Origin of the sequence: Variibacter gotjawalensis, from assembly GCF_002355335.1 — a bacterium.
In the GTDB taxonomy this organism is placed as follows: Bacteria; Pseudomonadota; Alphaproteobacteria; order Rhizobiales; family Xanthobacteraceae; genus Variibacter; species Variibacter gotjawalensis.
Genome location: NZ_AP014946.1, coordinates 40,053 through 53,122 on the forward strand (window position 1 = coordinate 40,053; position 13,070 = coordinate 53,122).

12 protein-coding genes and 1 tRNA gene are annotated in these 13,070 nt (G+C 63.6%); 9 read left to right on the forward strand and 4 right to left on the reverse strand.

Annotated features, from left to right (window positions below; genetic code table 11):
* The first annotated feature begins 44 nt into the window (after positions 1 to 44).
* Both GJW30_RS00195 and GJW30_RS00200 read left to right on the forward strand, forming a co-directional pair.
* Positions 45 to 881 carry an oxamate carbamoyltransferase subunit AllH family protein gene (locus GJW30_RS00195; RefSeq protein WP_096350322.1) on the forward strand — a complete coding sequence of 279 codons (837 nt, stop codon included), beginning with the start codon at positions 45 to 47 and terminating at the stop codon, positions 879 to 881.
* 1 nt (position 882) lies between these two features.
* Positions 883 to 1,554 carry a DUF2848 domain-containing protein gene (locus tag GJW30_RS00200; protein ID WP_096350324.1) on the forward strand — a complete coding sequence of 224 codons (672 nt, stop codon included), beginning with the start codon at positions 883 to 885 and terminating at the stop codon, positions 1,552 to 1,554.
* A 241-nt stretch (positions 1,555 to 1,795) separates the two neighbouring features.
* On the opposite strand, the gene GJW30_RS00205 is transcribed toward GJW30_RS00200, so the two are convergent.
* From GJW30_RS00205 to tsaD, 4 genes are all read right to left on the reverse strand, one after another.
* Positions 1,796 to 3,433, reverse strand: coding sequence for a GMC family oxidoreductase (locus GJW30_RS00205; protein WP_096350326.1), 1,638 nt, complete (start codon positions 3,431 to 3,433; stop codon positions 1,796 to 1,798).
* A 127-nt stretch (positions 3,434 to 3,560) separates the two neighbouring features.
* Positions 3,561 to 3,980, reverse strand: coding sequence for an EVE domain-containing protein (locus GJW30_RS00210; protein ID WP_096350328.1), 420 nt, complete (start codon positions 3,978 to 3,980; stop codon positions 3,561 to 3,563).
* The gene (locus GJW30_RS00215; protein ID WP_096358566.1) at positions 3,980 to 4,963 is read right to left on the reverse strand and encodes an NAD(P)H-dependent glycerol-3-phosphate dehydrogenase; all 984 of its coding nucleotides are present in this window, start codon (positions 4,961 to 4,963) and stop codon (positions 3,980 to 3,982) included. Before GJW30_RS00215 ends, GJW30_RS00210 begins: the two co-directional genes overlap by 1 nt.
* Positions 4,951 to 5,988, reverse strand: a complete 1,038-nt coding sequence (tsaD, locus tag GJW30_RS00220; protein WP_096358567.1) for a tRNA (adenosine(37)-N6)-threonylcarbamoyltransferase complex transferase subunit TsaD — start codon at positions 5,986 to 5,988, stop codon at positions 4,951 to 4,953. Before tsaD ends, GJW30_RS00215 begins: the two co-directional genes overlap by 13 nt.
* Positions 5,989 to 6,036: 48 nt before the next feature.
* Here tsaD and hemC point away from each other — a divergent pair, with 48 nt between their 5' ends.
* From hemC to GJW30_RS00260, 7 genes are all read left to right on the forward strand, one after another.
* Positions 6,037 to 6,960: a hydroxymethylbilane synthase gene (gene hemC, locus GJW30_RS00225; RefSeq protein ID WP_096350330.1), complete on the forward strand. Its 924-nt coding sequence runs from the start codon at positions 6,037 to 6,039 to the stop codon at positions 6,958 to 6,960.
* Positions 6,961 to 7,070: 110 nt separating this feature from the next.
* Complete coding sequence (locus GJW30_RS00230) at positions 7,071 to 7,790, forward strand: uroporphyrinogen-III synthase (RefSeq protein ID WP_157746655.1); 720 nt, start codon at positions 7,071 to 7,073, stop codon at positions 7,788 to 7,790.
* A gap of 198 nt (positions 7,791 to 7,988) precedes the next feature.
* Positions 7,989 to 9,143 (forward strand): COG4223 family protein, encoded by a 1,155-nt coding sequence (locus tag GJW30_RS00240; protein WP_096350336.1) that lies wholly within the window; start codon positions 7,989 to 7,991, stop codon positions 9,141 to 9,143.
* Complete coding sequence (locus GJW30_RS00245) at positions 9,140 to 10,738, forward strand: heme biosynthesis protein HemY (RefSeq protein WP_096350338.1); 1,599 nt, start codon at positions 9,140 to 9,142, stop codon at positions 10,736 to 10,738. Before GJW30_RS00240 ends, GJW30_RS00245 begins: the two co-directional genes overlap by 4 nt.
* Positions 10,739 to 10,863: 125 nt before the next feature.
* A tRNA-Thr gene (locus tag GJW30_RS00250) sits at positions 10,864 to 10,939 on the forward strand.
* 160 nt (positions 10,940 to 11,099) lie between these two features.
* The gene (locus GJW30_RS00255; RefSeq protein WP_096350340.1) at positions 11,100 to 12,203 is read left to right on the forward strand and encodes a hypothetical protein; all 1,104 of its coding nucleotides are present in this window, start codon (positions 11,100 to 11,102) and stop codon (positions 12,201 to 12,203) included.
* 58 nt (positions 12,204 to 12,261) lie between these two features.
* On the forward strand, positions 12,262 to 12,852 hold the full coding sequence (locus GJW30_RS00260) for a DUF488 domain-containing protein (protein WP_096350342.1): 591 nt from the start codon (positions 12,262 to 12,264) through the stop codon (positions 12,850 to 12,852).
* Positions 12,853 to 13,070 lie beyond the last annotated feature (218 nt).

Sequence of the window (13,070 nt, forward strand, 5' to 3'; positions counted from 1 at the left end):
CTTCGCGACCTGCCCGCTCCTCAGGATGAGGGCGGAGCGAAGTCATGATTTGCCCCGCGGCCATAAGCGCCGGACCTCACGCGCATCGCGCGTTACGTGACGGCGCCAGTGGAACTGTCGCAAGCCTGTTCGAACGCAGTTTGTACGTGAAGCTCGGCGACCAACTGATCTGCATCGGGCCGCACGGCCTGGGCGATGGCCCGCTCAACCTTCTCTGCGATCCCTTCACGCATCGCCTCGCTATCGGCGATCGCGTGAATTTTGCGATCTCGCGCCTGCGCCTCGGCTCGCTCATCATCGATTGCGCGAACGTGAGCGAATGGCGCCCGCCCGTTGTCGCTTCGGCCTCGCGCGAAGGCCTCGCGCTTCTCTCGCCTTACATCGCGAAATTCCCGGCAGAAGGCCTCTCGCGCCTCCTTGCAAACGACGAAACCACGCCCGTCCTGCGCGCCGCACGCCCTGCCGCAGAGGCGCTCACAGACTTCGTCGGCAACGCAACGACCGAAGCCCCGCACGAACTCATCTCGATCATCGGCCTCGGGCCCGGCCTCACGCCCTCCGGCGACGATTTCCTCGGCGGCGCGATGATCGCACTCGCGACGCTGAACGAAACAAAGAAACGCGACGCCATCTGGCGGCTGATCGCCCCCCATCTCACCGAACGCACCACCGACATCAGCGCCGCGCATTTATCCGCCGCCGCCGAAGGCTATGGCCACGCCGCGCTGCACGCCTTCATCGCCGCGCTGAACGCCGGCGAAAATGCTAAGCTCACACCAGCAATCGACACCCTCACGGCGATCGGCCATACGTCCGGCCTCGATGCGCTGGCGGGTGCCGTCACGGTCTTCCGCGCATCAGCGCCAACAATAAGAGGCTGACATGAAGTTCACCCGGCATTCGCTCAAAGGTCAGGACACCGCCGAGCTCGACATCCACACGCTGATCGTCGCGGGCTGGACCGGGCGCGATCACGCCGCGCTGATGCATCACGTGCACGAACTCGAAGCCATCGGCGTGCCGGCGCCGTCGTCGATGCCGGTCTTCTATCGCAACGCCGCCGGCAACATCACGCAGGCGACGCGCATCGAAGTGCTCGGGCCGGATACGTCGGGTGAAGTCGAACCCGTCATCGTCGCCTTCGACGACGGCCTGTGGCTCGGCGTTGGCTCCGACCACACCGACCGCAAAGCGGAGACGCAAGGCATCGCGCTGTCGAAGCAGCTGTGCCTCAAGCCGCTCAGCACGACGCTGTGGCGCTTCGACGAAATCGCCGACGCTTGGGATCAGATGAAGCTGCGCTCTTTCGCGACGATCGACGGCAAACGCGAGCGCTATCAGGACGGCATGCTCGCCGCGATGCGCCACCCGTCCGATCTCATCGCGCGCTACGGCAAAGATCTAAAGCCCGGCACCGCGATGTTCTGCGGCACGCTCGGCGCCATCGGCGGCATCCGCCCGGCCGCGCGTTTCGACATGGAACTCGAAGACCCGAAGAGCGGCCGCACGCTCTCGCATGCTTACGAGATTTCCGCGCTGCCGGTGGTGAGTTGAGTAACGGCTTGCGAGAACGCCATTTCTGAAAGTCGTTTGAGGTGGAGCCTAACACACCGGCTGTCATCCCGGCCAAGCGATCAGCCCAAAGGGCTGTTCGCGCGAGCCGGGACCCACATATCCCTGAGGATCGATGTGGCAGCCAGACAGATTTAGGCGCAGGGATACGTGGGTCCCGGATAGCCTTGCTTGCTACGCAAGCTGCAGCTTCCGGGATGACAGTCGAGGATGTTGCGGACGCTCAACGCGCCAAAACAATCGGCTCCGGTGCGGCCTTGCCGCGGATCAAGTCGGCGGCTTTCTCGCCGATCATCAGCGTAGCGGCGTTGAGGTTCGCGGAAATCATCCGCGGCATCACGGACGCATCGACGACGCGCAGGCCCTGCAAGCCGTGCACGCGCAGTTCGTCGTCGACAACATTCATGCGATTGCTCGCCGGCCCCATGATGCAGGTGCACGCCGGATGGAATGTCGTCTGCGCGCGCGTCGTCGCGGCGTGGAGGAATTCGTCGTCCGTGTTCACGTCCGGACCCGGCCAATCCTCGCGTTCGTAATACGGCTTGAGCGGATCGGTGCGCAGCAATTTGCGCGAGAGGCGCATGCCCGCGATCACGGTGCGGCGGTCGATTTCTTCCGCGAGATAATTCGTCTGAATGATCGGCGGCGCGAACGGATCGGCGGAGCGCAGCTTCACATAGCCGCGGCTTTCCGGCCGCTGCTGCCAGCCCGCAACCGTCATACCGGGCTCGTCCTCGAGCTTGCCCTGTTCGCCTTCCTTGTAGCTTGCGGGCGTGAAGGTGAGTTGCAGATCGGAGCGGTCCGGCGACTCGCCCGAATGCCAGAAGCAGTAGACCATGGTCGGCGTCTGCGCGAGCGCGCCGGTGCCGGCGAAGAACCACTTCGCGATTTCGCCGAGCAGCGAGACGCCGCGCACTTGCTCGTTGATCGTGCGCATATTCTTCACCCGCGCTGTGGAGCGCGGCGCATAGTGATCCTGCAGCCCGATGCCGACGCCCGGCAATTCGTGCTTTACCTCGATGCCGAGCGGCATCAGCACATCGGCCGGGCCGATGCCGGAGAGCTGCAGAAGCTGCGGCGAATTGTAGGTGCCGCCCGCGAGGATGACCTCCTTGCCGGCACGCACCTCGTGCGCCGAACCGTTGGCGCCGCCCTTATTGTAGCGCACACCGACGCAGCGTTTGCCTTCGAGGATCAGCGACGTCGCGTGGGCGCCGGTGCGCACCGTGAGATTCGAGCGCTTCATCGCGGGCTTAAGAAATGCGCCGGCCGCCGAGACACGGCGCCCGCGCGCGATCGTCCGCTGCGAATACGAAACGCCCTCTTGCGTCGAGGCGTTGTAGTCCGGGTTACGCGGAATGCCGATCGACACTGCACCATCGATGAAGGCTTCGCACAACGGATGCTTCCAGTTGATGTCCGTGACGGTGAGCGGCCCGTCGGTGCCGCGATAATCGCTGTCGCTGTCGCCGACGCGATTTTCCAGCCGCTTGAAGTACGGCAGCACGTCCGCATAGCCCCAGTTGCGATTACCAAGCTGCGCCCAGGTGTCGTAGTCGAGCGCCTGCCCGCGATTGAACACCATGCCGTTGATCGAGCTGGATCCGCCGAGCGTCTTGCCGCGCGGCGCAACGATGCGGCGGCCGGCCGTGTACGGCCCGGGCTCCTGCGAATAAAGCCAGTTCACGTTCTTGTCGTAGAACGTCTTGATGAAGCCGGCCGGGATGTGGATATACGGGTGCCAATCGGAAGGCCCGGCCTCCAGCACGCAGATCGAAAGCTTCGGGTCTTCGCTGAGCCGCGCCGCCAGCACGCAGCCGGCCGAACCGGCTCCCACAATCACGTAATCGAACGTTTCCATTACCCTTCGGCCTCGTCATTGCCGGGCTTGACCCGGCAATCCATCTTTTTATTGAGAACGACTTTTGTTGCGATGGATGCGCGGGTCAAGCCCGCACATGACGACGCTGGTATCTGTTATCGCGCCGCTACTTCTTCATACCGCCGAGCTTGCAGATATGCTCCCACTCGGCGGCCGTGACCGGCTGCACCGAGAGCCGCGAATACTTCACCAGCGCCATCGCCTTGAGTTTCGCGTCCTCTTTGATCTCGGCCAGCGTCACGGGCCGCGGCAGCGGCTCTTTGGCGCGCACATCGACGCAGACGAACTTTCCGGTCTTGTCGGACGCATCCGGATACGCCTCGCGGATCACTTCGGCGATGCCGACGATCTCTTTGCCTTCGTTCGAATGGTAGAAGAAGGCCTTGTCGCCCTTCTTCATCGCTTCGAGATTCTGCTTTGCGGTGTGGTTGCGCACGCCCGTCCAGGCTTCGCCAGTCGCGCCCTTTTTGATCTGCTGGTCCCACGACCAGACGTTCGGCTCCGATTTGATCAACCAATACGCCATCATGCCCCCTCGGAACGAAACGGGCGCGTCAGCAGCGCCTCGATCGCCTGGTCTACCGTCCAGCGTCCTTCCACCACTTCGCACACGGCCTGTGCGATCGGCATCTCGACGCCTTGCCCCGCGGCCTTCTGTGCCAAAGCTAGCGCGGTGAATTGCCCTTCCGCAAGCTTCCCGGCGCTCGCGAGCCGCCCCTCGCCGAGTGCGATGCCGAAGGAGAAATTGCGCGACTGCGCGGTCGAGCACGAGAGCAGAAGATCGCCGAGGCCGGAGAGCCCCATCAGTGTATCGCTGCGCGCACCGAAGGCGCGGCCGAACCGCACGAGTTCGGCAAAGCCCCGCGTCGTCAGCGCCGCAGCGGCGCTAGCGCCGAGCTTACGGCCCGCGACGATGCCGGACGCGATCGCCAGCACATTCTTCGCCGCGCCACCGATCTCGACGCCGCGCACATCGTCCGTGTGGTACGGGCGGAAGGCCGTCGAGCCGAGCCGCGCCGAAAGGTCGCGCGCCATCGCATCGTCCGGCATCGCCAGCGTCACGGCCGTTGGCAATCCGCGCGCGACATCGTCGGCGAAACTCGGTCCGGAGAGAATGCCCGCGACCGCTGAGGGAATTTCCTGCGCGATGATCTCGGTCATGAAGGCGCCCGTGCCGCGCTCGATCCCCTTCGCGCAGGCTATGACCGGGCGGGACGCCGCAACATGCGGCGCAAGCTGCCGCGCAGCATCGCGCAAGGCCTGCGCCGGCACGACCAGCAGGATCGCATCGGCGGCACCCGTCTGCGCAAGATCCGCCGTCGGCGTCACCTTATCGTCGATACGCACCCCGGCGAGCCGTGGCGCAACACGGCCGCGGCGCATAGCCGCGACGGTTTTCTCGTCGCGCGCCCACAGCACGACATCGCGCCCCGCCCGTGCGACCGCATTGGCAAGCGCGGTGCCCCAAGCACCCGCGCCCACGATAGCGATGGTGTTCATGCAGACAATTCTTGCAGCGGCCAGCGCGCACGCGGGCTGGTGCCGAGATCGTCGACGAGGCCGAGGCGAAGCCGCTCGATGCCGGCCCACGCGATCATCGCGCCGTTGTCGGTGCAGAGATAACCAGGCGGCGCGATGAGCTTCAGGCCCGCATCGGCGGCGCGGCGTTCGAGCGTGGCGCGGATCGCCTTGTTCGCCGCAACACCGCCCGCGATGACAAGCGCGGTCGGCTCGCCGAAGCGCTCGCGGAAGCGCGAAAGCCCGACGCTCACGCGATCGCCTACAACATCGACGATCGCGGCCTGGAAACCGGCGCAGACATCTGCGACATCGTCGTCAGAAAGCGGAGCCGCGCTTTCGGCCTCGGTGCGCACCGCCGTCTTGAGACCGGAGAGCGAGAAATCCGGATTAGTGCGGCCGAGCATCGGCCTTGGGAACGTGAAGCGATACGGATTACCGCGCAGCGCCTGTTGCTCGACATTCGGCCCGCCCGGATACGGCAAGCCGAGGAGCTTGCCGACTTTATCGAACGCCTCGCCCATCGCGTCATCGAGCGTCGTGCCGAGCCGCACATATTCGCCGACGCCGAGCACGGCGAGAATTTGCGTGTGCCCGCCCGAAGCAAGCAGCAGGCAATACGGGAATTCCACTGCGTCGGTCAGCCGCGCCGTCAGCGCATGCGCCTCGAGGTGGTTGACCGCCAGCAGCGGACGCTCCGACACCATCGCGATCGCCTTCGCGGTGGTCAGGCCGACGATCACGCCGCCGATCAGTCCCGGACCGGCCGCGACCGCGACTCCGTCGAGCTTAGTAAAATCGCACTGCGCATCGACCATCGCGCGCGCGACCACGAGATCCAGCATGTCGAGATGGGCCCGCGCTGCGATTTCCGGCACGACTCCGCCATAGGCGGCATGTTCGGCGATCTGCGAGAGCACCGCATTTGACATGATCGTGCCGCGACCCTCGTCGTCGCAATGCACGACAGACGCAGCCGTCTCGTCACAGGTCGTTTCGATGCCTAGAACCCGCACGCGATCCTCGCTATAGAGCAGCACAATCGAAGTACCCTGCGAGACCGAATGACGCAACACCTCCTCCGCCTTGGCACCCGTGGCTCGCCGCTCGCATTGCGGCAGGCCGAAGAGGTGCAGGCTCGTCTCGCTGCAGCGCACGGTATCGATCCGAGCGCGGTGGCGATCGAGGTGATTCGCACGACCGGTGACCGCATCCAGGACCGTACGCTGGCCGAGGCAGGTGGCAAAGGTCTCTTCACGAAGGAGATCGAAGAGGCGCTCATCGCCGGCACCATCGACTTCGCGGTCCACTCATCGAAAGACGTGCCGACATTTTTGCCGGACGGCTTGCAACTCTCGACTTACCTCCCACGTGAGGATGTGCGCGACGCATTTGTCTCGCCGCGCGCTGCCTCCCTCGCCACCCTCCCCCCCGGTGCCGTCGTCGGCACCGCATCGCTTCGCCGCCAAGCACAAGTCTTGCGCGCGCGTCCCGATCTGCGTGTCGTGCCATTGCGCGGCAACGTGCAGACGCGTTTGCGAAAGCTCGAAGATGGAGCAGTCGATGCAACGCTTCTCGCCCTCGCAGGATTGAATCGCCTGAAGCGCGCGGACGTCGTCACCGCGCTGCTGCCGCTCGATCAATTTCTTCCGGCTATCGGTCAAGGCGCAATCGCGATTGAAACGCGCGCAAATGATTCACGCACGATCGATTTGCTCTCGCGCATCAACGATCCCGATACGGAAGCAGCACTGACCTGCGAGCGCGCTTTTTTGACCGTACTCGATGGATCGTGCCGCACGCCGATCGCGGGTCTCGCGACGATTGACGGGAACCGCATTGAATTCACAGGCGAAGTTTTGCGCGAAGACGGCAGCGAACATCTCGCAGAGAAATTGTCTGGCAATCGTCAAGATGCCGAAGCGATCGGCCGCGAGGCCGGCGCACGCATTAAACAGCGCTTGCCGGCGAATTTCTTCAAGACGTAAACCCTACGCCTGCTTTAAGACACGGTTGACGTCGATTCTCTGATCGACTTGAGTCGCGTTTCGAACGATCATCCATCAACATTTTAAGAACACTGCGCTTGGAGATTGGGTTGAATTTGTTGATCACGCGACCGCAACCTGATGCCGAGAGCACGGCCGCGACGTTGCGCGCGCAGAAACACAATCCTCTGGTCGCTCCTCTTCTCACGATGGAAGCGCTGCCGCTTCGTCTCGATCCATGCCGCACGTTCTCGGGTGTCATCGTCAGCAGCGCCAACGCCATTCGCGCGATCCCCGAAACGGAACGAAGCAAGCTTCTCGGTCTTCAAGTCGCGGCCGTCGGCGAACGCACGGCGAAAGTTGCGCGCGAGGCCGGGTTCACGAAAGTCAAAAGCGCGCAGGGCGATGCTGAAGCACTCGCGCGTCACGCCGCGAAGATTTTCAAGGATGCAGAGCATCCGGTGCTCTACCTCGCCGCAGAAAATCGAGCGGGAGATCTCGCCTCCGCGCTCGCGGCGCATGGCATCGCGGTGCAGACCGTCGTCGTCTACCGCATGACCTTCTCGCACGGCCTGCCGCATGCCGCGCACGACGCGATCGTCGCGCGCAAGATCGACGGCGTCTTGCACTACTCGCGCCGCACCGTGGACGCGTATCTGCATCTTGCCGAAGCCGACAATGTGCTCGAGGCCGCGCTCGCGCCGATCCATTATTGCCTGTCGGCCGAGATCGGCGCGCGCCTCATCGCGGCCGGAGCGCCGGCGGTGCGCATCGCGGCACATCCGCAAGAACAGGAACTTATCAGTCTGTTGCCGCCGGACGTTCCTTAAGGTTGCCCCGTTTCGGCCACCGCAGTATGTGACTGGGGTGGATGAGCGGAGGTGAGCATGTCAGGTCCTTCAGGCCCCGAACGGAGCCCTGAAAACTCCGCCGGGAGCTCAAGCAACTCCTCCGAGAGTGTCACAACTTCTACGCCGGGCGCGAGCAAGCGCCCCAGCGTCCCCGTCATCGACACGACTGCCGTCGACATGACCGCAAAGGAGGCCGGCCCGGTTCCGCCGACTGCCGATCCGATCGCGGATATGGCCGAGCCGATCGTCCCGCCGCCCGAAACTAAACCCGAAGAGACCAAAGCGGACACCACCCCGCCCCCGGCCGAGAAGCCGCGCCGCGTCGGCGGCGGTTGGGGCGCCGTGACGGGTGCAACCGCAGGTGTCATCGGCGGCTTCATCGCCGCGATCCTGCTCAGCCACATTCGCGGCGACGAAGAGCGCGCGCTGCAGATGGATCGCCGCATGCAGGCGGTCGAAACATCGCAGCAAGGCTTCGCGACACGACGCGCCGCCGACGAAGCCGCGCAACAGATCAAGACGCTGGAGACACGCCTCGCCGCCGCCGAAGCTGCGGCGCGCCGTCCTGGCGGCGATCCGGAACTCGCGCGTCGCGTCGAGAATCTCGACGCGACGGGACGTGAAACCGCCGTCATCATCACGGAGATGCGCAGACGTCTCGACGAGATGGCAACGATCGTCACGGCAGCGCGCGCATCCTCCGCAAGTCCCGGCGAGATCGCATCGCTGTCGCAGCGCCTCGCTGCGGTCGAGACGGCCACCAAAGCGTTGGAAGCCGGCCTCGGTGCGCCGTCACGCGAACGCGATATCGCCGCGCGTTTCGCGCTCGCCGTGATGACGCTACGACCGCGCGTCGAAAGCGGCACGCCGTATGCGCGCGAACTCGCTGCCGTGAAAGCTCTCGGCGGCGACGGCACAGCTGTCGCGCCGCTCGACGTTTTTGCCGCCACCGGCCTGCCGACTGCGGTGGCACTCGCGCAGGAAGTCTCCGCGCTCTCCGCACCGGCACGCGCCAGCGCCGCTCCGGCGGCCGTTACACCGGCACCGGATAGCTTGTGGGATCGCTTTGTCGCCGGCATCGGCCGTCTCGTGCAGATCCGTCCGGTCGACCAAGCACCCACCGCTCCGGCCGGAAACGTCGGCCGCGTGCAGACGCTGACGGCCAGCGGCGAATTCGCTCAAGCCATCGCCGAGGCCGCAAAACTTCCCGAAGCGAGCCAGCGCGCGCTTGCGCCTTGGCTCGCACGCGTACGGCAGCGGCTTTCCGCGATCGAAGCGCTCCACGAACTATCCAACGTCGCGGCAACACGCCTATCGGCCGGTAATCAATGACACGCGTCATCGTTTTTCTGATTTTCGTCGCTGCTGCCGCGCTCGCGGGCGCGTGGCTGATCGAGCGGCCCGGTAACGTCACCATCGTTTGGCTCGGTCACGAAATCAAAACTTCGCTGACCGTTGCGGTCGCCGTCTTCGCAATCTCAGTGCTCGCCGTCATCACGCTGTGGGCGTCCGTGCGGCTGATCTTCCGCTGGCCCCGCATTGTCGCGCAGCTTCGCCGCGAACGGCAGAAGCGGCGCGGACAACTCGCGGTGTCGCGCGGCTTGATCGCGGTCGCATCCGGTGACATGCGCGCAGCAAAGCGATTGTCTTACGAAGCCGAGCGTTTTGCCGGCGATGAGCCGCTCGCGCTGCTCCTCCGTGCGCAGAATGCGCAGCTTGCGGGCGACCGCCAGCGGGCGGATTCGGCGTTCCGCGAAATGGTCGAACATCCGGACACGCGACTGCTCGGCTTGCGCGGCCTCTATGTCGAGGCGCAGCGACGCGGCGATGCAGTCGCGGGCTTGCGCTACGCCGAAGATGCCGCGCGCCAAGCACCATCGCTCACCTGGGCAGGCCAAGCCGTGCTGCAGGCGCGTTGCGCCGCGCAGGATTGGACCGGCGCGTTGCAGGCACTCGACGCCAGCCAGAAAGGCGGCCAGATCGACAAGGCTGCGGCGCGCCGCCAGCGCGCGGTGCTTACCACCGCGCAAGCGCTTGCGGCCGAACCGACGGATCGTGCGAAGGCGCGGCAAAGCGCACTCGCCGCCTTGCGTCTCGTCCCGGATTTGATTCCGGCTGTCGCGCTCTCCGCCAAGCTCGAGGCCGAAGCCGGCAACGCGCGCAAAGCCGCCAAGCTCATCGAAGCGGCATGGCGCACGAACCCGCATCCCGATCTCGCCGAGGTCTACGCCTACCTGCGCAGCGGCGACTCGGCGCGCGAGCGTTTGAAGCGCGTGCAGAATTTGCTGCGCATCAACGCGGCAGGTCGCGACGGCGCTTTCGCTCTCGCCCGCGCGGCGCTGGACGCGAAGGATTTTACGGTCGCCCGTGCCGCCTTGCTGCCGCTCGGCGGCGAGCCGACCCAGCGCTTCGCCTTGCTGATGGCCGAGTTGGAGGAAGGCGAGCACAACGACGTCGGTCGTGGCCGCGAATGGATGTCGCGCGCGCTTCGCCTGCCGCGCGATCCGGTCTGGACCGCCGACGGCGTCGTCTCGGAGCGCTGGTTGCCGGTGTCGCCGGTCACCGGGCAGATCGATGCGTTCGTTTGGAAAACACCGGTCGAGGAACTTGCCGCACCGGTCGCCTTCGACGACTCACCCGCCGGCCCCACACCGTTGCCGATCGCGAAGCTCGAGCCTGCCGCCGAACCGGAGCCGATCGCGCCCATCGTCGAAGTAGTGCCCCCGGCGCCCGTCAAACCGGCTCTCGAGGTCACGGTGGTACCCGCGCCTTTCGTTCCGCCGGCTCCGAAGCCGTCCACCGAAACCACACCACCCGCCAAGCCGCGCGATGCGATTATCCCGGTGATTCACGCCCCGGACGACCCCGGCCCGGAGCCCGATAAGCAACCGGAGCAGAACCGCCGCTATCCGGGCGGACTGACCTGACTTTTCGCTGTAATTCGGCCAATCCGCGACTTGCGTCCCGGGCCCGTGGCGGCTATTGCATGCCGCGTCGGCGGCCGGGGATTCCGGCCGTATCCCGGACTACCCCCGGGGTGATCCGATCCGGCGCCGCAATAGCTCAGCTGGTAGAGCACGTCATTCGTAATGACGGGGTCGGGGGTTCGAATCCCTCTTGCGGCACCAGCCTCCTCATTGAAGCTCCAACGGTTTTTGCGTCTGAGCGGGTCGCAGCCGCTCCGGATAGCCGCCGCAAATGGACTAAAAATTCCCGAATGCATCCGATAAGTCCCGGAATAAGTCCCGGACTAATCCACACGCGTTCGCGCAGACTGCGAGACCCAAGATGAGCAAAGCATCGCTCGAATTGGTGGTCAGCAATCCCAGCGAGAAACTCGCGAACACGGGTACGCTCAGCCCAAAATCAACCTCTGCTCAACCTGCCAAAGTCGGCCTCACAAGCAATTTTGCGAGTGCTGAGAAGATTGGACACAGTCAGCAGCTGTCTATTCTGAAGAACGCCGTCCTCGCTTCGCTAGATGCAGAGACCTTCGCGTTCATTCAAAACGCTCCTGCGATGAAATTGCGGGACCGTTTCGTTGCTGAAGCAAACAGCCACCGCAACATGCTTGCGAGAGCTGCCAAGCAAGGCAAGATGGTGCACCTGTCTATCATTGAATTCCGCGAGTTCTTGATGCGCATTGGTCCTATGCCAAGTGCCGGCATGACCCTCGACCGGATCGACAACTGCGACCCCGAATACGCTCCAGGCAAAATTCGATGGGCCGACAAAAAAGTACAGAATAACAACAAGAGTGACACGCAAACATATACGATTTCCAGCGGCCTCACCTATACCACTTCTCAGTTAGCTGAATTGCACAGCGTTTCCACGGATGCGATCCGGAAGCGACGAGCGCAAGGTTGGACTAACGACGAAATCTTTCTCGGCAAACGGTTAGTGACTTCGTCAAATAACTTGGTGCCGCCCGGAAAAACTGCAGCAGCCCTAAAATTTCCGAATGGGCTCTACACTCCCAAACAATTGGCGCTGTTGTCCGGTAGCGAAGCTCAATTGACGTATGCGAGCGATATTGAATTTTACCGAACAGCGCATTCGCATCAACACTATCGGACAACCGAGCAGGAAGAGTTTCTCGTGATGACGCCGGACGAGCACCGAGAAAACTATAAGAAAAATCTGGAGCTTCTTCTGGCGAAGCCGTCGCAAGATCATGCAACTTTCCGAGCTATAGTTGAGACCCGACAATTGATGAGCCTTCCAAACGCGAGCCTTGACAGGGCTTGGCTGCGTCATTGGAGGAAGCATCGCGCTCATACTGTCTACGAATTGCTCACTGCTGAGTACAAAGCTTACGTCGCCAAGATCGATCCGCAGTGGGTCGCGCGTCAGATGGCTAAACAGAGTGTTACGCAAGAAGACGAGTGATCAATATTTTTCGGAGTGAGATGTTCATCGCAGACAGTTGGACGTGCTATAATCTGAAATGAAGCAGCTTCAAAACGATCCCTCTTCCCAAGAAGATGTTGCCGAAATCAGTCTGTTCGGTTTGGGCCATTCTAACGCCAGTCTTTCTCACTTCGTCAGCCTTCTCGAAGCGCACGCTATTACTGTTGTAGTCGACGTGAGGTCTTCGCCGCGATCCCGCTTCGCGCACTTTTCGGGGACGGCTCTTTCCCGGTCTCTCGCCAAAGTCTCGATCAGCTACGCGTGGCTCGGCGACAAGCTCGGAGGGAGGTTCAGCCCGACGCTGACTTACGCCGACGTTGAACGATCAGATGTGTTCGCAACTGGCATTGCGGAGGTGTTGTCGGCCGCCCGCGGAAGCCGGGTCGCGCTAATGTGCAGTGAGCATGATGCTTGCACCTGCCACCGCGCGCTGCTCATCGGTCGACACCTGAAATTCGCGGGGACCCAAATGACCCACATCACTCGAACGGGAGAGACCGAGACCCAACAAGAACTCGAACAGCGACTAATGCGGATGCACCCGGCTCCGCCTCTGGATGCCACCGATCCTGTAGCCTCTGCTTACGCAATGCAGGAGCGGAAACTGTTCGGGCGGAAACAGCCGTGAGCGTGTCACACAAGATCGAAGTCAACTCTTGGACTTTCAACCACTCGCACGCCCCAGTTACGCCTTCCGTGCGTGTCGCGTTCGCACAGTCCTCGGTTGCAATTAATTGCGCGCTGCCGCCTCTAGTCGCCAGCTACATTGCCCAGAGCATCGCGGCGAGCACGCGGAGAGCATATCGATCAGACCTGGCTCAGTTCGAGACCTGGGGAGGCACGGTG